General features: G+C 64.8%; 14 protein-coding genes. 4 read left to right on the top strand and 10 right to left on the bottom strand.

Going from position 1 to position 24,950, the window contains the following annotated elements:
- Positions 1 to 39 precede the first annotated feature (39 nt).
- From pruA to NZU74_06045, 7 genes are all read right to left on the bottom strand, one after another.
- On the bottom strand, positions 40 to 1,605 hold the full coding sequence (gene pruA / locus NZU74_06075; protein MCS6880882.1) for an L-glutamate gamma-semialdehyde dehydrogenase: 1,566 nt from the start codon (positions 1,603 to 1,605) through the stop codon (positions 40 to 42).
- 36 nt (positions 1,606 to 1,641) lie between these two features.
- Positions 1,642 to 3,381 carry a PDZ domain-containing protein gene (locus NZU74_06070; protein MCS6880881.1) on the bottom strand — a complete coding sequence of 580 codons (1,740 nt, stop codon included), beginning with the start codon at positions 3,379 to 3,381 and terminating at the stop codon, positions 1,642 to 1,644.
- Positions 3,382 to 3,648: 267 nt separating this feature from the next.
- Positions 3,649 to 5,475 (bottom strand): hypothetical protein, encoded by a 1,827-nt coding sequence (locus NZU74_06065; protein ID MCS6880880.1) that lies wholly within the window; start codon positions 5,473 to 5,475, stop codon positions 3,649 to 3,651.
- 313 nt (positions 5,476 to 5,788) lie between these two features.
- Complete coding sequence (locus tag NZU74_06060) at positions 5,789 to 6,718, bottom strand: cobalamin-binding protein (GenBank protein MCS6880879.1); 930 nt, start codon at positions 6,716 to 6,718, stop codon at positions 5,789 to 5,791.
- A gap of 774 nt (positions 6,719 to 7,492) precedes the next feature.
- Positions 7,493 to 8,977 carry a hypothetical protein gene (locus NZU74_06055; protein MCS6880878.1) on the bottom strand — a complete coding sequence of 495 codons (1,485 nt, stop codon included), beginning with the start codon at positions 8,975 to 8,977 and terminating at the stop codon, positions 7,493 to 7,495.
- Positions 8,978 to 9,470: 493 nt separating this feature from the next.
- Complete coding sequence (pyk, locus tag NZU74_06050) at positions 9,471 to 10,898, bottom strand: pyruvate kinase (GenBank protein MCS6880877.1); 1,428 nt, start codon at positions 10,896 to 10,898, stop codon at positions 9,471 to 9,473.
- 40 nt (positions 10,899 to 10,938) lie between these two features.
- Complete coding sequence (locus NZU74_06045) at positions 10,939 to 11,577, bottom strand: helix-hairpin-helix domain-containing protein (GenBank protein ID MCS6880876.1); 639 nt, start codon at positions 11,575 to 11,577, stop codon at positions 10,939 to 10,941.
- 243 nt (positions 11,578 to 11,820) lie between these two features.
- Here NZU74_06045 and NZU74_06040 point away from each other — a divergent pair, with 243 nt between their 5' ends.
- Both NZU74_06040 and clpB read left to right on the top strand, forming a co-directional pair.
- Positions 11,821 to 13,758 carry a protein kinase gene (locus NZU74_06040; GenBank protein MCS6880875.1) on the top strand — a complete coding sequence of 646 codons (1,938 nt, stop codon included), beginning with the start codon at positions 11,821 to 11,823 and terminating at the stop codon, positions 13,756 to 13,758.
- Between the two features lie 223 nt (positions 13,759 to 13,981).
- Positions 13,982 to 16,588, top strand: a complete 2,607-nt coding sequence (gene clpB / locus NZU74_06035; protein ID MCS6880874.1) for an ATP-dependent chaperone ClpB — start codon at positions 13,982 to 13,984, stop codon at positions 16,586 to 16,588.
- On the opposite strand, the gene NZU74_06030 is transcribed toward clpB, so the two are convergent.
- The gene (locus NZU74_06030; GenBank protein MCS6880873.1) at positions 16,492 to 17,064 is read right to left on the bottom strand and encodes a hypothetical protein; all 573 of its coding nucleotides are present in this window, start codon (positions 17,062 to 17,064) and stop codon (positions 16,492 to 16,494) included. The two genes, clpB and NZU74_06030, sit on opposite strands and share 97 nt — an antisense overlap.
- 434 nt (positions 17,065 to 17,498) lie before the next feature.
- On the opposite strand from NZU74_06030, the gene phoU reads away from it, so the two are divergent.
- Positions 17,499 to 18,158, top strand: coding sequence for a phosphate signaling complex protein PhoU (gene phoU / locus NZU74_06025; GenBank protein MCS6880872.1), 660 nt, complete (start codon positions 17,499 to 17,501; stop codon positions 18,156 to 18,158).
- Between the two features lie 95 nt (positions 18,159 to 18,253).
- Here phoU and NZU74_06020 read toward each other — a convergent pair whose 3' ends face one another.
- A complete protein-coding gene (locus NZU74_06020; protein MCS6880871.1) occupies positions 18,254 to 21,331 on the bottom strand; it encodes a transglycosylase domain-containing protein in 3,078 nt (1,025 codons plus the stop codon).
- A gap of 385 nt (positions 21,332 to 21,716) precedes the next feature.
- Positions 21,717 to 22,640, bottom strand: coding sequence for a hypothetical protein (locus tag NZU74_06015; GenBank protein MCS6880870.1), 924 nt, complete (start codon positions 22,638 to 22,640; stop codon positions 21,717 to 21,719).
- A gap of 233 nt (positions 22,641 to 22,873) precedes the next feature.
- Here NZU74_06015 and NZU74_06010 point away from each other — a divergent pair, with 233 nt between their 5' ends.
- Entirely contained in the window at positions 22,874 to 24,817 is a 1,944-nt protein-coding gene (locus NZU74_06010; protein MCS6880869.1) for a protein kinase, read from the top strand.
- Positions 24,818 to 24,950 lie beyond the last annotated feature (133 nt).

The raw sequence follows: 24,950 nt of genomic DNA, 5'->3' as shown, positions 1-24,950 counted from the left end.
CGTTGCGCCGGCCCTTCCAACCCTCCCCTCAGGCGCGAACTACAGCTTCTCGGCAATGGCCTTCGGCTGGGTGAACAGACGCAGATAATCCGGGCCGCCGGCCTTGCTGTCGGTGCCCGACATGTTAAAGCCGCCGAAGGGATGCACTCCCACCAGCGCGCCGGTGCATTTCCGGTTGAGGTAGAGATTGCCTACATGGAACTCCTCGCGGGCGCGCTCCAGCCGTTCGAGCGAGCGCGAGTAGAGGGAGCCGGTCAGACCGTACTCGGTGCCGTTGGCAAAGGCCAGGGCCTCGTCGAAATCGCGCGCGCGGGTAAAGGCCAGCACCGGGCCGAAGATCTCCTCCTGGCTGATGCGGGCCTCGTGGGGGACATCGGCAAATATCGTAGGATTGATGAAGTACCCCCCGTCCTTGAGCAGTTCGTGGTCCACCACTTCGCCGCCGGCCACCAGGCGACCCTCTTCCTGTCCAATGGCAATGTATTCGCTGATCGTATTAAAGGCCCGCTGGTCAATCACCGCCCCCACATCGGTTTCGGGCTGAGCGGGGTTGCCCAGGCGCAGGGCGCGCGTGCGCTCGATCACCCGTTGCAACACCTGGTCATAGACCGCGTCAACCACAATGGCCCGCGAACAGGCGCTGCACTTCTGGCCCTGAAACCCGAAGGCCCCGGCGACGATCCCCGCGGCCGCGGCGTCCAGGTCGGCGGTTTCGTCCACGACGGTGGCGTCCTTGCCCCCCATCTCGAGGATAGCGCGCTTGAGCCAGTTCTGGCCCGGCTGGCGGACTGCGGCCCGCCCCTGAATCCGCAGACCGACCTGCTTCGAGCCGGTAAAGCCGATGAAGCGCACCTTCGGGTGATCCACCAGGTAGTCGCCAAGCACGGCGTCATCGCCGGGCACGTAGTTGACCACCCCCGGCGGCAGCCCCGCGGCCTCCAGCACCTCCAGCAGCTTCGCGGCCATCACCGGGGCGCGCGGGGAGGGCTTGAGCACCACGGTGTTGCCGGTCACAACGGGCGCCACGACCAGGGTAGTGACGATCGCCAGCGGAAAGTTCCACGGCGGGATGGCCAGACCCGGTCCAAGGGGCAGGTAGCGCAGTTCATTGTACTCGCCGGGGTAAGGCGTCAGCGGTTGCCGGTCTCCCTGGAGGTGCAGGGCCTGGCGCGCGTAGTACTCGCAGAAGTCAATCGCCTCGGCGACATCGGCATCGGCCTCGACCCAGGTCTTGCTGACCTCATAGATGATCCAGGCAGCCAGCTCTTCCTTGTTGCGGCGCATAATCGCCGCCGCCCGCAGGAGCACCTGGGCGCGCGCCTCTACTGGAACGCGCCGCCACCGGTGGAAGGCGGCCTCGGCTGCCTCCAGCGCCTGGTTGGCCAGGGCCTGGTCAGCCTTCGCCGCGTAGCCCACCACCTTCTTCGGCTCGGCGGGATTGATGGAGGCGATTTTCTCCTCGCGGAAGATGCGTTCGCCGTGGATCACCACCGGATAGGTCGCGCCGAACTGGCCGGCCACGTGGCGCAGGGCGCGTTGCATCGCCGCGCGCCGCTCCGAGGTGGAGAAATCGCCGAATGGTTCGTTTCGAAACTCTGGCAGCATCTTCCTGCTCCTTCGTAAATTGTCAAACCCTGGAAATCAGCCCGGCAACCCCACGCCCAGCCACGAGCGGTAGGTCCGTCGCTGCGCCTCGTCCGGCGACGCAAGCGGCGTGATCACCGCCCGATCAGGGGGCGCCTCGGCCAGCGTCACGCTCACCTCGATCAGGGCGTCGCCGCGGAAGAGGGTCAGGCGCACGGCATCGCCGGGCCGCCGTTCCTCCAGCCGCTCGGCGAGCCGCTCATCGTTGACGCGCCAGCCGTCGAGGGCCACCAGCTCATCACCGGCATACACCCCCGCTGTCCAGGCCGGACCATCGGAGCGCACGCTCTCAATGATCGTCCGCTCACCCTGGCGCTTGAGGCTGCACCCCAGCCATGCCTGCGGCCCCTTCCGCTCCCAGTGCATCTCCAGGCCCGCCACCGCCAGCGCGCGGGCGTAGTCCAGTTCCGCCACACCAGATATGTAGCGCGCAAAGAAATCGCGGAAGACGCCCTTCCGGTCACCCGTCAGTTCCTCCACCGCCTCCAGCACGCCCCCTTCTTCGGGGATCCCCGGGCCGTTAACGGGATAGGCGGCGTAGAGCTGGCGCATCAGATCATCAAGCGAACGCCAGCCGCTGGTATGTGCGCGGATCTCCATATCCAGCAGGAAGCAGACCAGGCCGCCCTTCAGATAGTACGAGACGCTGGAATTGGCGCTATTCTCGTCGGGGCGATAGAACTTGATCCAGGCATCGAAGCTGCTCTCCTCCAGACTCTGCAGCAGGCGCCCGGGCTGGTTCTGGAGTTGCGCGATGGCCTCGCCCAGCCGCTCCAGGAAGCGTTCCGGGGTCATCAACCCCGCTCGCACGAGCAGCAGGTTATCGTAGTAACTGGTAGCGCCCTCCACCAGCCAGAGCAGCCGGGTATAGTTCTCCCGGCGATAGTCGAACGGACCGAGAGGCGCCGGTCGCAGACGCTTCACGTTCCAGACATGGAACAACTCGTGGGAGGTGAGTGACAGGTATCGCTCGTAGTTCTGCTCGGGGCGGAACGTCCAGCGGTCAACCTGGTTCGTGACGCTATTGCGATGCTCAAGCCCGCCGCCGCGCCCATCGAGCAGATGGAGGATGAAGGTGTAGTGGCGATAGGGAAGCTCGCCAAAGAAGTCGCGCTGCGCCTCGACGATGCGCCGGGTATCGGCGACCAGGCGCGCCGCATCCTCGTTGCCGCGCCCCCAGATGGCGATGCGATGGGGCACGCCGTCCACCTCGAAGGCGAGCAGGCGATGCGTGCCGCACTCGACAGGACAATCCACCAGTTCGTCGTAATCGGCGGCAAGGAACTCATTGGGCTGATCGGCAGGCTCAAGCCCGGTCGTCACTCGCCAGCCTGGCGGCGTTTCGACCCGTAGCCGCAACGGCTCGGCCTCGCGGCCCGGCACGAACATAAAGACGCTGGCGCCGTTGAAGTAGCCGTGGGCGCCGTCCAGGTGACTGGTCCGTACCGTCAGTTCGTTGGCATAGACCTGGTAGCGGGCCTGGACGCGCTCCGCGCCGCCGGTTTCGACGCGCCAGGCATCCTTGGCGATTTTGCGCCAGGGCAACGGCGCATCCGTAGCAGGGTCGACTGCGCCAAAGCCCTGCACGTGCCGCGCGTATTCGCGGATCATGTACGAACCAGGCGTCCAGGAAGGAAGAATGAGATCGACCCAGGCCCCGGCTATCCTGTCAACCTCGACCGTGACGTGGAAGAGGTGCGTATGCGGCTGGGGCATACTGATAGTATAGGTGATCATGGTCTGGGCAGAGGACGGCTTGCGCATGAGAAGGGCATAGGACAACGCAGGGCTGATCCAACGTCTGCCTCTGGCGCGAGGTTTTGGACGATCACACCGCCAGACGGGATCATTTTTCGCGGTTCTGGAGACTACACCGCCAGAACCAACGAAAAACCCGAAGCTCGCGGTTTGCCCCGAAGACGTTGCCTCAGCCCTGAAGAGACGTCGCCCTCTCACACCCTTTCAGGCAAGGGTGAGAGGAAACCCGGTTTCCCCCCTCCCGCATCAGTCTGTATACGGACGGAAAAGCCGATCGAAGAGCAGATCGAAATTGGGCGACTCAGATGAGATGCGCTCGTAGATCTCCACCACGCGAGCGGCCTGGTCACGGCGGCGCCAGAGCGCCTCGGCGAAGCGCCCATCGCTGACCACGCCACGCTGTTGCAGAAAGGCGTAGAACTGCTTGATCGCCGTGCAGATCTCGCGCACCTGGCGTGCCGAGGTGTTCCCTACGCGGTGCGGATAGTAGTAAAACAGGCACTCGTCGAGCGTGGCGTAATCGCCCTCGGCAAGGTTGCGCCCGTAGTACGACTCGAGGAAATTCGCGTAGATCGCCAGGGCGCGCACGCGGGCGCGGGCTGTCGTGGCGCTCTTGCCCATCTCCAGCAGATAATCCTGGAACTGCCCAAGCAAATCCTCATTCGCGCGGGCAACATCATCTGATTCATCAACATCGATATCGCCATCGAAATCATCATCGAGATCATCATCAAAATCATCAAGTCCCGCCCCTTCCCAGACCTCTTGCCAGTCACCGGCGCTGAGCATATCCAGCACCAGATCATCATCACTCTGCTCTTCCGGGACGACCAGTTCGAGACGCGGAAAGAGATCCGGGGCGCGGGCGAGCAGATCGTTCAGGTGGCGAGTAATAAGCAACTCCACATCCTCAGGGCGCGCCGACCGGATCTGCTCCGCCGCTTCGGGCGACAGCAGCGAGAGCATCCGCTCGCGCGCAGCGAGGATGACCATCGGATCGTCCGGGTCAATCGTACCGCCGTCGGCGAGTGTGTCGGCATCCCAGCTTTCATCATTCGACCAGTCGTCGTCGTCGTCATCGTGATTCAGTCGGCTGAAGAACGATGAGCGGCCAGGGTTGGCGCGGGCGGCGCCGAAGGCCGAGGCCCGCTGGACCTGGCCGCTCCAGAGACCCGCCTCGGCATCGCGCTGGCGAGCCTGAAGCAGGTCATGCTGCAATGCGTCAATTTCGGCGAGCAGAGCATCATCGCTGGTCCGGCGAAGGAGACCAGCGGCTGGCGCTTCAAACACCTCGTCGGCGCCAAAGATGGGCAGCGCCCCTATCGGCTGGGTCGTGAGGAACGTATCGTCCACCAGATACACCCGGCCATCGCGGAGCACCAGATGCTGCCAGGGACTGCCGGGATAACTGGCGCGCCAGGAAGCCGCGGCGAAGATCGGCAGGATGACCTCGTTGCACGGCACCAGGGCAACCTGGGCGCGACGAACCCGCTCAATGATCGCCTCAATCAGTTCTGCATCCTGCTCGGCAACAGCGGCGGAGCGAAAGTCGTCACGAGCCTCGCGTTCAATCTCCACCACCAGCGGCTCCGCGCGCACCACCCGCATCAGAATGCTATCGCCGGGAACGAATCCGCTCCGTGCGTACCAGGCCTGCAAGTTGAACGCCGGAAGCGCAGCAGGGTGTTCCTCAACCTCAGCGGGGAACGTGGCCAGCAGCGAGCCATCCGGGCTGCGCAATTCGCAGGGGCCGCTGTGCTGGCCAGCGAAGGGTTGCAAATGGGCCAGGGGCAAGACACCGGCTTCCACGTCTTGCGGGCGCGGCAGGCACCGAAAGCGCAACCCTTCGAGCGCGACCCGCAGGGGCACCAGTTGGGTGCGATTCAAGCGTACCCACCCCAACTTCAAACCATCCCAGCGCAGGCGCTCACGAATGGTGGCGTAGGGATTCTTGGCGCTGCTCGGACGCCGTTCGAGCACTCGTTCGAGGATGCGGCGCTCCTCGACCGGTCCGTCGTACTCGTGGGCCAGGCCGCGTAAAATGCTGGCGATTGTGGGCTCATGCTGTGTCATAGCCCCCTGCTCCATCAGATGGGCAATGCTGCCACGCCGGGGCGTGTGGTCGAGTGATCCAGGATTGAATATCTTATTAAGCCGGAATATGGGGCAACCTTATAAGTCTGTGAACAAAGTCTTTCGCCAAACCCCTGCCCCCTCCCCAACCCTCCCCCGCTGGGGGGGAGTCCGGCTCCTTCCCCATCCTGAGCGAGGGCCTTTGCTCGCAGCGCGCGATGATGCTGCAAGGATCATCGCGGCATATCGGATTCATTTCTTCATCCTCATCAGGATTGCCTCCACCCTGCAGAAGGTGGCACACCAGCCAGGGTTATGCAACCGCCTCTTCCAGCCGAGAGGCGCCCTCAGGCGGCCCCCAGCCAGGGAACAGATCGGGATGGATCAGGCGCGCCAGCAACTCCAGACTGTCAACCACCCGCGGTCCAGGACGGCTGAAGTAGCTGTTCGCATCTACGGCAAAGACTCTCCCGGCGCGCACGGCGGGGAGCGCATCCCAGCCGGGGCGCCGGGGCAGCGTCGCCAGCGCCTCACTGCGGGCGCGCTCAAGGTCGAAACCGCATGGGGCAAGCACGATCACCTCGGGAGCAAACGCAACCACCTCGTCCCACGCGACGCGCCGGGACGGTTCGCCCGGCGCGCCGAGGCCCGCGCGTCCGCCGGCAAGCTCGACCAGTTCAGGGAGCCAGTGACCGGGGCCGAAGGGCGGATCGAACCACTCCAGGCATGCCACACGGGGCCGGTATGTAGCCCGGGCCGCCCGTTGGCGCACCCGTTCCACTCGCGCGCGCAACTGCGCGACCAGCTCAACGGCTTGCGCGCGCCGTCCGGTGGCATTGCCCACGGCGAGGATACTGCCAAAGATGCCCTCCAGGTCGGTCGGCTCGAGCGAGAGGATGCGGGGAGCGGCGCTCACCTGCGCCACGGCCTGCTCCACCACCCCGAAGGAGACCGCGCAGACATCGCAGAGGGCCTGGGTGAGCACCAGATCGGGCTGCAGACGTTCAAGCATTGCCGTATCGAGGGTATAGATGGAGATGCCATCGCGCAACTGCCCGCGCACCGCCGCGTCAATTTCCGCAGACGTGGCATGGTGATGGTCGAGGGCGCTGGCGGTAATCACGGGGCGCTGACGCGCTTCGGGCGGGTAATCGCACTCGTGCGTCACCGCCACAACCTGATCCCCCAACCCCAGGGCGAAAGCTATTTCCGTGGTGCTCGGCAGCAGCGAGACGATCCGCATACGTACCCTCCATCTCTTTCACGGATTACAGGGTAGCATCCGCGCGATGGTGTGTCAAGGCGAGAGGGTGATGGAAGAGGGATGGGGAAACCGGCTTTCCTCGCGCTCGTTGCTCGCTTGCAGGAGCGTGACGACAACGAAGCGGGACAGGGGCGAAACCACGGCACCCCTGTCCTCCTCAACCGGCTATGGCAGCCGCCCTTCAGCGCGTCACATCTGTAGCGCGCTCGATCTACAACCCGCAAATCTGCAAGCGGCAATCGCACTACAGGAGGGCGGGGAGAGCGATGCTCTCCCCGCCCCTCTATGTTGGCCCTACCGCCTATTCATTGCGCCTAATGAAAGGCATGTGCAGCTTTGGCTGTGAGGTGGGCGTTGCGGTCGGGGGAAGAGGCGTTGCGGTCGGGGGAAGAGGCGTTGCGGTGGATTGCTGGATTACAAATTCGGTTCCGGCATCGTTCTGGGCCTGAACGGTAAAGCTGTACATATTCGAGACTGCGACACCCAACCCCAGAATCATTGCGACAACAGCCAACGCGAACCATGCCTTCATACGGCGACCCATAGTACCACCTCCTGACTGGCTCAACAAGGATCCTCGTTGCCGTTGTAGGTTCCAGATACCTTACGCAGCTATGCCGTAACAACGCTATCGCGCAATGGATATCCCGAGCGTTCTATGGACAGGCCTTCTCCTTGCCGCTGCGCCGGAAGAGGCGGAAGGGCAGCCGGCTGATCTGCTTCCTTGTCTGCCCGGGAAGCCACGAGCGGGCCTCAGGAGTTGCCAGGCGCCCATTCAACCAGCACGGGCTCAAAACTCGCGGTGATGTACGCCATACCAGCGACGATGTGTCGCGATACGGTTGTCCCATCATACCGGCGTATGGCAACAAGCCTCTCGGCGGGCAGATTGACCGCTCGCGTAAGCCCTCCCTGTCGTGTCCAGAGGATATCGACCACTGTTGTCTCCTTTACAAACCGATACCCTTCAAGATCCCCGTCGCTGTATATCCGATGGGCACGCTGAAAGGGTTGTACGGCGCGTGCCATGTGTTGAAGCGCGCGATACGCCGGTCGAGGGGTGAGATCGGTGTTGAGCAACCCGGTTTGTTCCCAGCCTCCTCCGTCAAGTGAATACCAGGCGATCTGCTCGATGCCGAAAGCTATAGCCCGGGCGTAAATCCGGGTAAGGTGCTGAGCCTGGACCTCAAGAAACGTCGCGGGCGGCTCATGGCAGGCCGCAAAGCGGCGATCGCATGTCAATGAGGTCTCATTCAGCCAGAGCGGTTTGTCTACGTCATAGCGCGCCATCACCTCGCGCAGAAATCGCGCCTTGCCTACGGTCCAGCCACCCAGATCACTCCACCAGGAAAACACTGACGTATCATGGTCATCATCTGGCCGCTGAAAGTAGGGCACATGGGAGTGGTAAGCCAGAATATCAAAATATAGAGCTGCGCCAGCGCGCAGGGCGCCTTCCAGGAAGCGCTCAGGTCTCCCTCGGGAAGGATCGGTTGTATTGGAGGTTGCCAGCAGCAGCCCGCCAAAGACCACCCTGGCCTCGGGGTTTCCACGACGCAAGGCGGGAGCGGCTGCCTGCAACATGCGCCCGTAGCGCTCGCCACCATAGTAGGGGTCGTCAATGTCACCCATGCATCCGAAAGGCGAGTCGGCAGCAACCAGACGGGGGTCAACATCAGGTTCATTCCCCAGTTCCCAGTAGTCGACCCTGCCGCGATAGCGTCGGGCCAGCGCTTCGAGAAATGCCGCATAGTCAGGGAGCCGTTCGTCACGAACCGCGGCGCAAAGCGCCGGTGCAACGGCAGCCCACAGCGGCGCACCGCGGATAATTACTACCGGAGTTAATCCCAATTCCAGAGCGGCATCAATATCCCGCTCGAGACCGGCAAGCACTGACCAGCGGTAAGGCCCATCCGGCTCAGGCTGTATCTCGTGCCAGAGGACGCCGTCTAAGCGTATCCAGCGCACCCCTAACTCAGCCCCGCGGGTGCGGAAAGGTTCGCTAATCAGATAGCCTGGCTGAGTCTGGACAGCGAAAGGCGAGGGGCGGAATATGGGAGGCTCCGGAGGCGCCGGAGCCTCCGGAGGGATAACATACGCTGGCATTCCCGTCATTACCGGCAGGTAGGTATAGTACCGCTGTTGCTCTTGAGCAAACGCATCTGTGAACAAGAAAATCATCGTAATGTATACGATAATTTTCTTGATCCTGATCTGATATAGCATTTTAAGAAACACTTAAAAAATCTCTTCTTGCACCCTTTGTAGACTAGCTGTCAATTCCGGAACGATCAATGCAACCTTAGGACATTATCTGCGCGCTCTGAGTGGGGGATGCGAAGATAGGAGAAAAGTACTATACTGTCCACGCAGTGCTGTTTGCGTTGCGCCGATCAGAGCGAATAGTCGCGGTTCGGGGGTGATGCGCTGTTCGCAGCGCTCCGCCCCCTTCCCGAACTCCTCCCAGAAGCGGGTTTTCTGGGCCACGGCCTCTGCACCTCTCTCCTCAACCCCCTAAGCTCAGGGCGGACCTCTCCGCTTGACGGAGCGGGGCCTGTTCTGTGCCTGTCGAAGGGGGTAAGAGAACGTTGGGATGCCAGGCGCGAGCGCCCTCTCTCCCGCTACCGGAGGGTGAGGAAACCCGGTTTACCCACGCCCGTCTCCAGGAGAATGGCTGGGAAGGGCGCAGCCCTCCCGGTGCGACAATCTACAGTCGAGAACAGGAGCGGCCTTACTCTACCGTGATCAGTTTTAGAAAGTTGGTCGGCCCGTAGCGGTAGACTGGATGGCCGCCGGTGAGCACGATGGTATCGCCGCGCTGCACGATGCCCTGCTCGCGGAGCATCCGCTGGATCTGCTGCTCCAGGTCGTCCAGGCGCTCGGCCTCGCGCACCACCATCGGCGTCACTCCCCAGTACAGGGCCGCGCGGCGCGCCGTTTCTTCACTCGGGCTGAAGGCCAGGACAGGCACTCGTGGCCGGTAGTGCGAGATCAGGCGCGCGCTGGCCCCGCTCCGCGTCAGGGTGGCGATGACCCGCACCGGCACCATGGTGGCGATAGAGGCCGCCGCCGCGGCAATCGCCCGCGGGTTGCTCTGCACCTCGGGGATGGCCCAGCGCGGCGCGGCGATGTCGCTGCCATGATGGGTGTCGGCGCCCTCGATCGCGTCGGCAATCGTGGCCATCATCTGTACCGCCTCGACCGGATAGGCCCCGATGGCCGTCTCGCCGCTGAGCATCACCGCGTCGGAGCCGTCGAGGATGGCATTGGCCACGTCGCTCGTCTCGGCGCGGGTGGGCCGCGGATTCTGGATCATCGACTCGAGCATCTGGGTGGCAGTGATCACCGGGATGAGGGCGCGATTGGCGGCGTCAATGATCTGCTTCTGGATCAATGGCACGCGCTCCGGCGGCATCTCGACCCCCAGGTCGCCGCGGGCGACCATGATGCCGTCGGCGACGGCCAGTATCTCCGGCAGCACCTCCAGGGCTTCGGGCCGTTCGATCTTGGCAATCACCGGCGTGGTCTTGCCGGTCTGGTTGATCAACCGCTTGACGTCGGCGATATCACCGGCCTTGCGCACGAAGGAGAGGGCTACGTAATCCACGCCCTGTTCCAGGCCGAAGCGCAAATCGTCAATGTCCTTGGACGTGACCGCCGGGGCGCTCACCCGCACGCCGGGCAGGTTGATGCCCTGGTTGGGCTTCAGGCGCCCGCCATGCAGCACCTGCGTCTCCACTTCGGTTTCGGTCTGCGCTACCACCAGCAGTTCAATCAGGCCATCGGAGACCAGAATGCGGTCGCGGGGGCGAACATCCCTGGGCAACTCGGCGTAGGTGGTGCTGACCCGCTCGGCGGTGCCGGGGATCGGCTCGGTGGTGATGATGAAGCGCTGGCCCGCCACCAGTTCTACGGGCCGGTCGTCCACCAGGGGGCCGGTACGGATTTTGGGTCCCTGGAGATCCTGCAAAATGGCGACGTGCCGGCCCAGCGCGGCGGCGGCGCTGCGCACCAGGGCGATGCTGGCGGCGTGGTCGGCGTGAGTGCCATGGGAGAAGTTGAGCCGCGCGACGTTCATCCCCGCCTTGATGAGTTCGGTAATCCGTTCGAGCGTGCTGGTGGCGGGCCCCAGGGTCGCCACAATCTTGGTCCGGCGCATGAGTTCTTCTGCTCCTCTCCACCCCCGCTCCGGGCCAGGCTCAGGGACCGACCGTGACCAGGGGCGCGATCTGCGCGAAGAGTTTCTCGCCAATCCCGGTTACTTCGCGCAGTTCCTCGACTGTGCGAAACGGTCCCTGCTCCTCGCGCCGGGCGACGATACGCCCGGCCAGGGTTGGCCCGATGCCGGGCAGTTCTTCCAGCTCCGCCGCGCTGGCGCGGTTCAAATCGAGCCGTCCGCCAGCGCTCTCCCCGGCGGCGCTGGCCTCCGCGGACGGCGCGGCGGCAACCTCGCTGACCGATGCGATATGCACGTGCTGAGCGTCTCGAAGCGGCTCAGCCAGGTTCACCCGCTCGCGCGCGGCTTCGGGGCGCAGCCCGCCTGCCGCCGCGACCGCGTCGGCCACGCGCGCTCCTGCGGGCAGGCGGTAGACATCAGGATACCAGACTGCTCCGCTGATGTAGACAACCAGATCGGCAGTCGCGTCACTCTCGGCGTCGGGGAGGGCCGAAGCATCGAGAGGCGGCAGGCCGTCCAGCGCATCGGCGCCCTGAGGCGCCGGCGATGGTTGCGGCAGCAGCCGGGGCGCCAGGCCGGTCGCCAGGATCAGCGCCCCCAGGACGAAGCAGAGCGTTGCCGCCAGCAGCCGCGGCGAACGCCAGAGCGTTGCAGGGTCCATTTTCGCCTCCTCGCATACGTGAACTATGCTGTTTGCTGTATGTACCGCTGCGAGTCGCGAAAGGTTCGCGCGGGAATGTCCCGCGCGCCGCAGGCGCATCGCCGGATAAAGCTGTGTTTCTGGGAGGGCTTGCCGAGAGGACGGTGGGGCGACCCGGTTGCCCTGCACCTCCGCTCGATAGGCGAGTTGGGCGAGGTCACGTACAATACCGCCACGCATTGCGGAACGGCATACGAGGAGAGTATGCGCATCTGTGAAGATCAGCGGCACGGCGAAGGCTGCGGGGCGATCAACCCCAACGACGCAACCATCTGCGCTCAATGCGGGCGTTCGCTGCAATTCGCCGTCCAATTGCGCGATCCAGGCGAACGGATCGGCGCCTATGAAGTGGTTCGCGCACTGGGCCACGGCAGTTTTGGCGCGGTGTACGAAGCGGTGGACACGCGCCACCCGGAACGCCGGGTGGCGATTAAGGAAACGTTCGAGGCGCAGTCGGCGCGCGGCTTTCAGCGCGAGTTTGAAGCCCTCGCCAACCTGCGCCACCCCAATCTGCCGCGCTACTTCGAGATGTTCGAGACCGATGGCCGGGGCTACCTGGTGATGGAGTTCGTGCCCGGCCAGAGTCTCGACGAGATCCTTGCCCGCCAGAAGTGTCCCCTCTCCGAACAACTGGTGGTGGCCTATGCCGAGCAACTCTGCGATCTGCTTGGCTACCTGCACAGCCAGCATCCGCCGATCATCCATCGCGATATCAAACCGCACAACATCCGCGTCACTCCCGAGGGCCAGGTGAAGCTGGTGGACTTCGGACTGTTCAAGCAGGGGGTGCAGCGCACGCGCAAGACGCTCCACGGTCTGGGCACGCTCGAATACATGCCGTTGGAGCAATTCGACTGGTCGGGCGGCACCGACCAGCGCAGCGACATCTACAGCCTGGGCGCGACCCTGTATCACCTGCTCACCAATCGCTATCCTCTCAGCGCGCCACGGCGGATGAGCAGTGCGCGCGACCCGCTGAAGCCGCCGCACCAGGTGAACCGCCGCGTTTCGCTGCAGGTCTCGCAGGCGATTATGCGCGCCATGGCGCGCCTTCCCCAGGACCGTTACCCCAACGTCGAGGCTTTCTGTCGCGATCTGCGAGGCCGGGCGCAGCGCTACATCAGCGGCGCGCGGATTGGCCGCGCGCTCGCCGGGCACACGAGCTTCGTGCATGGGGTGGCCTGGCGCCCCGATGGGCGCATGCTGGCAAGCTGCGGCGCCGACCGCGCCGTGCGGATCTGGCGGGTCGCCGATGGCGCGCCGCTCGCCTGTCTGGAGGGCCACACCGACCGGGTGTTGAGCGTTGCCTGGAGCCCCGACGGCGAGTTGCTCGCCAGCGCCAGTGCGGACCGCAGCGTGCGTCTCTGGCGGGCCGGAGAATGGCGGCTGCTGCGCGTCCTCGACGGCCACGCCGGGGCCGTTCATGGCGTCGCCTGGAGCCCCGACGGCGAGCTGCTCGCCAGCGCCGGCGCCGACGGCGCCCTGCGCCTCTGGCAGACCACCGACGACGGGCCAACGCATGAGTTGCGCCCCGAGATTCACGTCCGGCTCTATGGCGTGGCCTGGCGTCCTGACGGGCAGAGTCTGGCCACGGCCTGTAGCGATGGCCTGGTGCGCCTCTGGAGCCTCGGCGAGCCGCCAACATGCGATAGTCTTGCCGGACACACCGGTTACGTCTACGCGGTGGCCTGGAGTCCGGACGGGCAGATCCTCGCCAGCGCCAGCGCCGACAACAGCGTGCGCCTCTGGCGTCTGGCCAAGGGCCGCCTGATACAGGAACTTCGCAAACACCGCCACTGGGCCGCTAACCTGGCCTGGAGTCCGATCGGCAAGCTGGCAGGCTCCGGCAAAGGCGACGGCCGCGAACCGCTCTGGCTCTGGCGCGTCAGCGACGGGCGCCTCTGCACCACCCTTACCGGTCACCAGAATTATGTCTATACGGTAGCCTGGAGTCCCGACGGCCAGGCCCTGGCCAGCGGCGGCGCCGACTCGACCATCCGGCTATGGAGTCACGATGGCGCACTCATTACCAGGCTTACCGGTCACAGCGACTGGGTGCAGAGCGTGGCCTGGAGCCCGGACGGCCAGACGCTGGCCAGCGCCGGTCTCGATGGCACGGTGCTGCTCTGGAGCCTGGAGTGATTGGGCGGGCGCAGCTCTCCCAACAAACCAGGCGAGGAAACCGGGTCTCCCCAGATCCCTTCGTCCCACCTGCTATGCATCGCCCATACGCGGCAGCCGCCGACCTGCCGCCCGTCTGGACCGGCAGGAGGGAGTCTAACACAACGCTAATACCTCACTAGTGCGGGGCAGATGCGCGCGTGTTACGATACGCTCAGCATCATTCAGGGGGAGGAATACACCTATGTCATTTAATACCAGTCGTCTCACACAAAAATCCACCGAGGCGATCATCGCCGCGCAGACGATCGCCGAACGCAACGGCAACAGCGAGGTGCAGCCCGAGCACCTGCTCTACGCCCTGCTCGAACAGAGCGACGGCGTTGTGCCCCAGGTGCTGACGCGCCTGAACCTGGCAGTTGGGGCCCTCAAGCAGCAGGTCAATGCCGAGATCAATAAACTGCCGCGCGTCAGCGGCGCAAAGGTCGAGCCGCAGTACAGTTCGCGCATGCGCACGGTGCTCCTGCGCGCCTATGATGAGATCGGCCAGTTCGGCGACGAGTACGTCTCTACCGAACATCTGCTCCTGGCGATCCTCGATCACGCCGGCGGCGGCGCCGAGCGCGTCCTTAAGCAGGCTGGCCTCACTCGCGACAAACTGCTCGCCGCCCTGCGCGAGGTGCGTGGGGCCCAGCGCGTCACCAGCCCCACCCCCGAGGGCACCTACGCTGCCCTGGAGCAGTATGGGCGCGACCTGACCGAACTGGCCCGCCGCGGCAAACTCGACCCGGTTATCGGGCGCGACGAGGAGATCCGCCGGGTGATCCAGATCCTCAGCCGGCGCACCAAGAACAACCCGGTGCTGATCGGCGAACCGGGCGTGGGCAAGACCGCCATCGTCGAGGGGCTGGCCCAGCGCATCGTGCGCGGCGACGTGCCCGAGGCGCTTAAGAACAAGCGCGTGGTGGCCCTCGATATGGGCGCGTTGATCGCCGGCGCGAAGTACCGGGGCGAGTTCGAGGAACGGCTCAAGGCCGTGCTCAAGGAGATCCAGGAGCGCGAAGACATCATTCTCTTCGTGGACGAGTTGCACACCGTGGTCGGCGCCGGCGCGGCCGAAGGCGCGATGGACGCCTCGAACATGCTCAAGCCGATGCTGGCCCGCGGTGAACTGCACATGGTCGGCGCGACCACTCTCGATGAATACCGCAAGCATATCGAGAAGGACGCCGCCCTGGAGCGCCGCTTCCAGCCGGTGCTGGTGGATCCGCCAAGCGTCGAGGACACCATCAGCATCCTGCGGGGGTTGAAGGAGCGCTACGAGACCCACCACGGCGTGCGCATCACCGACGCGGCCCTGGTGGCGGCCGCAGTGCTCTCCGACCGCTACATCAGCGACCGCTTCCTGCCCGACAAGGCGATTGACCTGATTGACGAGGCCGCCGCGCGCCTGCGCATGGAGATCACCTCTGATCCGCAGGAACTTGACGACCTCAAGCGGCGCATGATGCAACTGGAGATTGAGCGCGAGGCCCTGAAGAAGGAGACCGACCGGGCCAGCAAGGAGCGGCTGGAGAAACTGGAGCAAGAACTGGCCAACCTGCGCGAGGAGCGCAACCGCCTGGAGATCCAGCTTCAGAACGAGCGCCGCGAACTCGAACGCATCCAGTCCATCAAGGAGCAGATCGAGCAGACCAGAGCGGCCATCGAGCAAGCCCAGCGCCAGTACGACTACAACAAGGCCGCCGAGTTGCAGTACGGCACCCTGGCCAGCCTGGAGCGGCAACTCCAGGAAGCCGAGGCGCGTCTGGATCAGAGCGCGAGCATCCTGCGCCAGGAGGTGCGCGAACAGGACATCGCCGAGATCGTCTCGCGCTGGACGGGCATCCCGGTGAGCAAGCTGCTCGAAGGCGAAGTGGAGAAGCTCATCCACATGGAAGAGCGCCTGCATCAGCGTGTCGTTGGCCAGGACGAAGCGGTGCAGGCGGTGGCCAACGCCGTGCGCCGGGCGCGCTCCGGCCTGCAGGACCCGAACCGGCCCCTTGGCTCGTTCCTCTTCCTCGGCCCCACCGGCGTCGGCAAGACCGAACTGGCGCGGGCGCTGGCGGAGTTCCTCTTCGACGACGAGCAGGCCATGATCCGCATTGACATGTCGGAGTACATGGAGAAGCACACCGTCGCGCGGCTCATCGGGGCCCCGCCCGGCTACGTGGGCTACGAAGAGGGCGGCCAGCTTACTGAGGCGGTGCGGCGCAAGCCCTACAGCGTCATCCTCTTCGACGAGATTGAAAAGGCCCATCCCGACGTGTTCAACGTGCTCCTGCAGTTGCTCGACGACGGGCGCCTGACCGACGGGCAGGGCCGGGTGGTGAACTTCAAGAACACCGTGGTCATTATGACCAGCAACATCGGCTCGGCCATGATCCAGGAGATGGCCCAGCAAGGGGCCGGTGAAGAGGAGATCCGGGCGGCGGTGCTGACCGAGCTGCGGGCCGAACTGCGCCCAGAGTTCCTGAACCGTATTGACGAAGTGATCGTCTTCCACCCGCTGAACCGCGAGCAGATCGGGCGGATCGTCGAGATCCAGTTGGGGCGGCTGCGCAAGCTGCTCGCCGATCGCAAGCTCAGCCTGGAACTGACCGAAGCGGCCCGCGCCCGCCTCGTCGAAGAGGGCTATGATCCCATCTACGGGGCGCGCCCGCTCAAGCGAGCCATTCAACAGCGCATCCAGAATCCTCTGGCGCTGGAGTTGCTTCAGGGCAAGTTCCACGAAGGCGATACGATCATGGTGGACGCCGGCCCCGACGGGTTCACCTTCCGCCGCGAGGTCAGCGCGGCGCAGCCGGCCTGAGCTACAGCCCGTTGCGTAGTGGAAAGGGAGGCGCGGAGGGCTGTCACCTCCGCGCCCTTTTTTCCCGACGCCTTGAACGCCATATATGGCAATCCAAAACCCAAAATCCAAAACCCAAAATCCAAAACCCAAAATCTAAAATCCAAAATCACATCCAGAAAGGCCGCAAATTCACCGAGATACTCATCACGAATGGCGGCGCAGTTCGAGGGGACTACCCCGGCCCACACCAGCGCGCCACGGATAATCCCTACAGGGGTAAGACCCGGTTCACCGGCGACCGTTAGTGCACGGTCCACCCGTTCGAGCGCCTGCCAGTCGTACCATCCACCCGGCTGCGCCTGGACGTTGTGCCAGAGAAAGCCATCGAGGCGCACCCAGCGAGCGCCGAGATTAGCGGCCTGCACCTTTACGTCTGGTCGCGACAGAGAGTCCGGATCGCTCTGAAAGGCGAACAGTGCCGGTTGGGCCGGCATGCTCGTAACAGGCAGGTAGATCCGAAGGGGCGGCTGAGCTTCGGCAGTTATGCAGACTGAGAGACCTGCGACTGCGAGGGCAGTCAACACGGCCAACCATCGGTGACTCATTACGTTATCCCACGGGTCTGTGACGTTCGCGGATTGCAGCCTCCTCTCGGCATTCTCTCAGCCTGAAGGCCGGGGAACGGAACCGAACTGCAAGCAAACCTCGTTTACAGATACCAATAACCTCAAAGACTATCTGCCGGCGCCACGTATAAGGTATCATACCGGGCAAAGCCGGTACATATGTGGTACCATTAACGCCATATGGCTTGAGCGACGCATTCGGCAACTAACAGGCGGGGCGGGAAGGAGTCGGTCCATCCCGGTGCTGCGGCTCAGAGCCGGGCGGATAACTCCCCTTTGCCCATATTTAGGAAGGAACGCCCATGCTACGCGAGCGCTACGCGCGCCAGATCAACAGCCTGCGCGAAGACCTGCTGCGCATGGGGAGCATGGTGGAGCAATCCCTGCTCCGCGCGCTACACGCCCTGGAGACGTGGGACGCGCTGGAAGCTGCCCGGGTTGCTGACGAGGAACCGAAGATCGACTCCGTGTGGCACGACCTTGAAGAGCGCACCATCCGCCTGCTCGCAACCCAGCAACCAGTCGTCGCTGGCGATCTACGGCTGATCACCGCCGTGACCGCCATCGCTGGAGAACTTGAACGGATCGGCGATTACGCCAACAGCATCGCCCGCCGCGTGCGCCGGGCGGTGCGCCGGCCCGTCCTGGTCATGCCGCCCGCGCAGATCTATGAGATGGCCACGCTCGCCCTTCAGATGATCAACACTAGCCTGGAGGCCTTTCTCCGCCAGGACGCCGATCTGGCCCACAGTCTCACCGCGACCGACGAACGGGTTGACGAACTCGAAGACCGCCTGCGCGAGCATCTGATCGCTGAGGCGCAGGCCAGGCCCGAGCAGATTGAGGGGATCATTGAGCTGCTCGAAGTGGCCCATGCACTGGAACGCAGCGCCGACCGCGCCACCAACATCGGCGAGCGGGTGATATACCTGTGCACCAGCACGACAGAGACGATCAACTAGTCAGGGCCTGCACGTCTCGTGCTATGCTCAGACAGCAAGAAGATCTCTAAGGGGGCAGAGCCGCATAGACGGCAATCCACAATCCGAAATGATAATTACGGGTTATTCCCCGGCGGTATCGGCTGGGGCAACGAGGGCGGCAACGGCAACCCTGGTTGTGGCTGGCCCGGGGTGGGGAACTGCGGCGCCGGCTCTTCGGTTGGCGCAGGCGCCGTCGGCTGCGGCACGGGCGTGGGCGACTCGGAAGGCGCTGGTTGCCCTCCGGGCGCCGGCTCGCTCGACGCCTCGGGGGCGCGCACGCCGAGAACGACGGTCGTGCCGGGAATGATCCAGTCTCCAGCGGCCGGCAGGGTGCTGACCACCGCGTAGGGCGCGAACTGGTCGAAGACATCCGGGATGCGGGAGCGCGTCTGGTAGTCAACGTAGATGCTGCCCGGATCAACCCCCAGGGCGGCAAGTAATCCGCGAGCCTGACTCTCGCCAAGGCGCCTGAGGTCGGGCATCTTGATCGCTCCGGCCACCGGCGGCGCCGGCGCCGGCGGGGTGAACATCGCCGGGTCGCACGCGGGCAACGCCTCGACGCGCAGCGCCGATACGCCGCCGCCCTGCCAGACAAAACGCTCGCGCATGTCCGGATCGGGTGGCGGCAACTTCCAGATGACCAGACTGCGCACCAGTTCAGGGGGGTAGCTCACCCCGCCCACGGGGCGGCAAAAATGCTCCGCGGAGCCGGCTCCTTCTCCTTCCGCGCCATCATCGGTGAAACCGGGAATACGCACCACCGTCACACGCCGAAAGGCGCTACAGGGCACCTTCACTTCGTTGAGCGCCTGATCCAGTTCAACGTTGTCAGGCGGGGGGCTTGTGGGCGCGAGCGGAGCGCCAAACACGCTTTGCGGGGTGGGAGTGACCATCGCCGCGAGCATCGCGCGGGTAAAAAGCTCCTCGCTGTAGCCGCCGTAAGGCCCGGGCAAGGCGCAGATCGGGCGGCGCTGCACGCTGCCGTCTGCGGGCAGACGAAATTCGGTCGGGATCACGCCATCGGGAAATGGCGCGGCGAACAAGGCCCGGTAGCGCGGATCATTACGAATCCAGGCGAAGATCTCCTCCATGACATTGCGCCAGATGATCCCCCCTCCGGTAAGACTTTCAACCCTGGCGGTCGGTTCGTTGTTGTTGTTCCCCGTCCAGACGCCAACGGTCACGAAGGGCGTGTAGCCAGCGGCCCAGGCATCGCGCCAGTCATTGGTGGTGCCGGTCTTCACCGCTGCGGGCAGCGAGAGCTTGAGCGGGCTGTTCAAGCCCCAGATGGCCTGCCGGGCGCGGTCATCGCTCAGCATGTCGCTGATAATCGCCACCAGGCCAGGATCAACCACCTGCTGGCCCGGACGCGGGGTGAACTCGTCGAGCACCCGGCCCTCGCCATCGGTGATCTGCAACACCGCTACGGGCGGGTAGTAGCGCCCGCCGCTGGCAAGGGTGTTATAGGCCGTAGTAAGTTCCAGCGGCGTTACCTCGCCCCCGCCGAGGGTCAACGACAGGCCATAAAAATCCTTGCCCCGCTTCAAACCAGACTTGATGCCCACGCGATCAAGAAGGTCCAGCGTCTCCTGCACGCCAGCGAACCTGAGGGCCTTAACGGCGGGGATGTTCAGAGAATTGGCCAGGGCAGTGCGCATCCGCACCGGACCGTTGAAGCGTCCATTATAGTTTTGCGGCGCGTACCACTCATCAAAGCCGGCGTTGCCGGTGGGAAACTCGGTAGGCACGTCCCAGATCACCGTTTCGGGGGTCATCCCGCGTTCCATCGCCGCCAGGTAGGTGAAGGGCTTCAGCGCCGAACCGGGTTGCCGTTCGCGCGTAGTCACATTCACCTGCCCATCGAGGACGTTGCCGGTTTCCCCCGGCGTAGAGGTTGGTTTGATAGCGTTGTAATCAATACTGCCGACCATGGCCAGGATCTGGCCGGTATTGGGTTGCATGACCACCACCGCGGCATTATGGATGTTGCGGACCCGCAGTTCGCTGATCCGTTCGTAGGCCTTCCGCTGCACCATGCGTTGCAGGTTCAGATCGAGGGTGGTTGTGATACGCAACCCGCCGCCGAAGAGCGTCTCCTGGCCATAGCGTTCCTGCAGCAGATCGCGTACATAGAAGACAAAGTGGGGCGCGTTGAGCGGCACTTCCTGCGGCGCGAAGCGCAGCGGCTCAGCCAGAGCGGCGCGAGCCTCGGCCTCGCTCACGTAGCCATCTTCGACCATGCGCCGCAGCACCGCCGCCTGCCGCCGCCGGGGCGCGGGAGCGTCATTCGGGAGCGCGTAGTCGGGGTCCAGCCAACCCGGACCTACCACGACGCCGGGGAGATAACCACCCTGCGCGTCGCGCTCCAGGTAATTGATCGGGTTGTACACGCTTGGCAACTGCGGCAAACCGGCCAGCAGCGAGGCCTGGTTCAGATTGAGGTCGCGCGCGCGCACTCCGAAGTAGACCTCGCTGGCGGCCTCGATGCCATAGGCGAGATTGCCATAGAAGTTCTCGTTCAGGTACAGTTCGAGGATCTGATCCTTGGTGTAGAGCTTATCAAGCTCTTGAGCCAGGATGATCTCCTTGAGTTTGCGCTCGTAGCGCCGCTCCGGCGCGCGCTCTTCATCGGTGAGCACGCTGTTCTTGATCACTTGCTGCGTAATGGTCGAGGCGCCGCCGGTCTCTTCGCCAGCCTGGAGGCTGCTGATCAATGTGCGCAGGATGCCGCGGAGATCGATTCCGGGGTTGGAATAGAAGGTCTTGTCCTCAATCGCGATCGTCGCCTGGATCAGCAGCGGCGAGATCTCGTCAATCGAGACCTTGGTGCGCTTCCCGGTATCGAAGAACTCGTAGAGCAATATGCCGTTGCGGTCGTAGATCCGCGACGACTGGAACAACTGGCGATTCTCCAGCGCATCGAGCCGCGGCTTAAGGCTCGCCGCGGTGCTGGCATAGAGCGAGTAGCCCGCCCCCCCGACGCCCGCGATGATTGCCAGCGCGCCGAGGAGCAGCGCGAGCGTGAGTCTGGCGACAAGGCGCGTTCCATTCCCGGCAGTCGCCGGGCGTTTCCTCAAGAGCCGGGGGTAGGCCGGCCGCCGCGGAACCGGGTGGCCGCCATAGGTGCGTCTGATTTTACGTTCTCTATACATGCCTTCTCATCCCCGACCCGGTGGCGCCCCACCCTGATCGTGGCGGGGAGGTGTATGCCGGGAAGGCCGGGCCCTCCCGAAGCCTCCCGTCAGCGTCGCGCAAAACCGCGGGCCAGGCCCTCTCGAACCCTCCCCTCAGGTGGGGCGTGGAGAAACCAGTTTGCCCACTCCGATGAAACGGCCCAAGTATAGCACGGGTCGTCTGGCATGGCGCTGATAGGATACTGAGGGGAACGAACATCCTGGAGGCACGCCAATGGAAACCGATCCCGGCGGGCGCTGTCCTCGCCCTCCCCCGCCTCGCTACGCTCGGCGCCCGCTCCCGCTCTGCCGCAGGAGGAGCGAGAGCGTGCCGGGGGGGTGGGTGAGCGCCACAACCTCGGCTTCACCGATCGCCCACTTCCACCCCGAAGAGCGCCGCCACCTGCGCATCAATGGCCCGCTCCAGGTCGGCCAGGCGGGCCGAGGCGTCGGCGTGGGCGGCCCGCTCATCGGCGTGGATCTCGGTCCAGGTGGGATGGTAGCGCTCAGGAATATCGTTACGCAACTCTTCCTTCACCGCGGCGCGCAACTCGGCGAAGCTCAGCTCCCACCAGCGGCGCAGCCGCGGCCCCGGCTGAACGCCGGGCGGCCCGAAGTCGGCAATCAGTCGGCGCGTGACAGAGCGCTCCAGTTCATCGCGCCGGGCCGCCAGCGTAGCCGCGCTCAGCGCCAGCCCCGCCAGGTTTGCCCGCGCCGGACCCGGAGCTTCGGGGATGGGCATATCTTCCACGGCGACGCCCGCGGCCAGCAGCGCGCGCCCGACGGCAGAGGCCAGCACCGCCAGCCAGTAGGGTTCGGCGGCGGCAATCACCGTCGCCCGGCCGCCAACCGGACCGGTCGCTTCGTCCCAGGCCACCAGCGAACCGCTGACGATGATCCGCGGCGCTTCGGGCGGGCGCTCCTGGTCTGGCGGGAGAACCCACCAGGGACGAGTTAGCGCGGCGTCAGGCGGCACGGGCAAGTCTGCCAGATGCCGGGCGAGCTGCGGGTGCCGCGCGGGAAGGTCGGCGGCGCGAGAGGCGGGCACGGCAATCAGCCAGCGCCCCGTGGCGCCAACGTGCCAGGGGGCCAGATCCTCCGCGTCGCTCAATGGACGGATGAGCGGCGCGACCGCCGGATCGAAGATTACCAGCCGATCACGCTCGGCCCGGGTGAGGCGCAGGGCGGCGGTCAGTGCCGCCGGCAGCGCCGGGCCGATGCGTGCCGGGGCCAGGTCGCGCAATGGCCGCCCCGCCGCCAAAAGCCGGGTGCGCAACGTTTCATTCATGACAACACTTCGGTGCACGAGGGAAGGCGGTATTCTCCATGCCCGAGGCAAGGGTCTGGGAGAGCCAGGCCCTCTCAGAAAACTTTTCTCATCCCTATGTTGCAACCCTCCGAATTGCGGGCAGCGTCACCCGGAGGATTGCCTGCATAGATGCATGACATAACTTGCCGAAGGCAAAGCGTATGTTACAATAGCTCTAATGCGCCCGGATCGGCAGGTCGCACACCGCTATTATGGTACGCTCCCTCATCCATCAACATATTGGCCGCTATTATATCAAGGAGTTGCTTGGCCGTGGCGGAATGGCCGCAGTCTACCGGGCTGCCGATACCGTGCTGCAACGTGATGTGGCCCTGAAGGTCCTCTATCCCCACTTCAGCGATGACCCTGCAGTGGTGGAGCGTTTCAAACGCGAGGCTGTTACAGCGGCCTCGCTGGCCCATCCGCATATCGTGGCTGTCTACGACGTGGGCGAACAGGATGGCCTGGTCTTTATCGCCATGCAGTTGCTAACCGGGCGAACCCTGCAAGATCGGCTCCAGGAAACCGGCACTTTGAACCTGGAGGCGTTGCTCGAGGTGCTGGCGCCGGTGGCGGAGGCGCTCGACTACGCCCATGCGCGGGGCGTGATCCACCGGGATGTGAAGCCGGGCAATATCTTTCTCAGCGATGCCGCCGAGGGTCCCGGCGTGGTGTTGGCCGATTTCGGGATCGCCAAGCAACTCGATATGCCGGGATTGACGACAACGGGGGCGCTGATCGGCACACCGGATTACATGGCCCCCGAACAGATCGCCGGAGGCCAGGTCGGCCCGCCAGGCGACGTGTACGCTCTGGGCATGCTGACCTACCGCGCCCTGACCGGTCGCCGGGCATTCGATGGCAGCGTCCAGGATGTGCTCCTCGGTCATCTGTACGGCCAACCCGCCCCGCCGTCACAGGTGAATCCAGCCCTGCCTCCCGCGCTTGACGCGGTGCTTGCCCGAGCAACAGCGCGCAACCCCGCTGATCGCTACCAGAGCGCCGGGGCCTTTGTGCGCGATCTGCGGCTCGTGGCCCGGGGCGCCGGCGAGGCGACTATGCCCGGCCCTACGCCCGCCCTGGCGCTGGCCGGAGCCACTCTCGCCCGCCCGGCCCCTTTGCCGACCGCTCCGGCGCCGGGCGCCGCAACCGTGGCAACGGCCGGAGCCGGGAGTCCCGCGACGCAAAGCATACAGTCTGGCCCGTGGCTAACGGTTCTGGCAGCGGTGCTGGCGCTGGGCGGGCTGGCGCTGACCCTGGTCTGGATTACGAACGGAGGCGGCTCCGCAGGCGGTACGCCACCTCCGCCCCTGCCTTCCGCCAGTCTGCCTCTGGTTCTCGGCGAAACCACGACTGCGGCGACCAGTCCCAGCACTGAGCCACCCACGGCAACCGTGCCGGGGATCGCGGCGCCTACGGCAACCACCAGCGCAACCTCGACGGCGACAGCCAGCCCGGCGCCAACGGCAACGCCGGGCATCACCCCGACCGCGGCCTCCACGGCGCCTCCCGATCCTACGGCGACCCCCAGGCCCACCGAGGCCCCCACAGCTCTGCCTCTTCCCTCGGCCACGCCCATCCCTACCGAAGCGCCAACGGCCACCCCCAGGCCCACCGAGACCCCCACGGCCACGGAAGTGGCCGCCTGCCGGGATGAGTTGCTGGCCGGCGGTTTCGGGCGACTGTTCAGGGAAAACGTCAATGTCCGCGTGGGCCTGGGCTGCCCTCTGGTCGCGGAAAGCGCCGGCAAGGGATCGGTGCAGTTTTTTGAAGGGGGGACGATGCTGTACTGGGATCTGGCCAATCGCACCCGGTGGCGCGACTATATCTTCGTGTTTGAAGGGCTGGATCAGGGCGCGTACCAGGCCCTCTCACCCGCGGCCGTGGCTGACCTCGGGCCTGCGCCGACTCCCGGGCCTGATCCCAACCAGCCTGTGCGCGGTTTCGGACGGGTGTATTTTTACCAGCCCGGAGTGCGCGAAACCCTGGGCGCCTGGCTGAGTCCGGAGATCGTGTTGGACGACGCCACGCCCGGCGTCATTCAATTCTACGAGCAAGGCGCGATGATTTACACGCCGATCTATCGATCCGCTGAACGCGCAAGTATATTTGTGCTTTACAATACCGGCAGATTCGAGCGCTACAATGACAATTAAGAACCTGTCTAAATAATTTCTGCCAAAGGGTTGGGGGGCCTGATTGCCGCATATCTCTTCCTGTCCGAAAAAAGATGGTCTTGCAACTCAGATGACGCCCACAACCTCTGAGCTATAATTGCAACACATAGTA

The organism is Chloroflexaceae bacterium (assembly GCA_025057155.1).
Taxonomy (GTDB): Bacteria; Chloroflexota; Chloroflexia; order Chloroflexales; family Chloroflexaceae; genus JACAEO01.
This window is presented reverse-complemented; position numbering and strand designations above follow the sequence as displayed.

Excerpts from the sequence above, each read along its gene's own strand:
- pruA (MCS6880882.1), bottom strand. The coding sequence starts at position 1,605 with ATGCTGCCAGAGTTTCGAAACGAACCATTCGGCGATTTCTCCACCTCG.
- NZU74_06070 (MCS6880881.1), bottom strand. The coding sequence starts at position 3,381 with ATGATCACCTATACTATCAGTATGCCCCAGCCGCATACGCACCTCTTC.
- NZU74_06065 (MCS6880880.1), bottom strand. The coding sequence starts at position 5,475 with ATGACACAGCATGAGCCCACAATCGCCAGCATTTTACGCGGCCTGGCC.
- NZU74_06060 (MCS6880879.1), bottom strand. The coding sequence starts at position 6,718 with ATGCGGATCGTCTCGCTGCTGCCGAGCACCACGGAAATAGCTTTCGCC.
- pyk (MCS6880877.1), bottom strand. The coding sequence starts at position 10,898 with ATGCGCCGGACCAAGATTGTGGCGACCCTGGGGCCCGCCACCAGCACG.
- NZU74_06045 (MCS6880876.1), bottom strand. The coding sequence starts at position 11,577 with ATGGACCCTGCAACGCTCTGGCGTTCGCCGCGGCTGCTGGCGGCAACG.
- NZU74_06040 (MCS6880875.1), top strand. The coding sequence starts at position 11,821 with ATGCGCATCTGTGAAGATCAGCGGCACGGCGAAGGCTGCGGGGCGATC.
- clpB (MCS6880874.1), top strand. The coding sequence starts at position 13,982 with ATGTCATTTAATACCAGTCGTCTCACACAAAAATCCACCGAGGCGATC.
- NZU74_06030 (MCS6880873.1), bottom strand. The coding sequence starts at position 17,064 with ATGCCGGCCCAACCGGCACTGTTCGCCTTTCAGAGCGATCCGGACTCT.
- phoU (MCS6880872.1), top strand. The coding sequence starts at position 17,499 with ATGCTACGCGAGCGCTACGCGCGCCAGATCAACAGCCTGCGCGAAGAC.
- NZU74_06020 (MCS6880871.1), bottom strand. The coding sequence starts at position 21,331 with ATGTATAGAGAACGTAAAATCAGACGCACCTATGGCGGCCACCCGGTT.
- NZU74_06015 (MCS6880870.1), bottom strand. The coding sequence starts at position 22,640 with ATGAATGAAACGTTGCGCACCCGGCTTTTGGCGGCGGGGCGGCCATTG.
- NZU74_06010 (MCS6880869.1), top strand. The coding sequence starts at position 22,874 with ATGGTACGCTCCCTCATCCATCAACATATTGGCCGCTATTATATCAAG.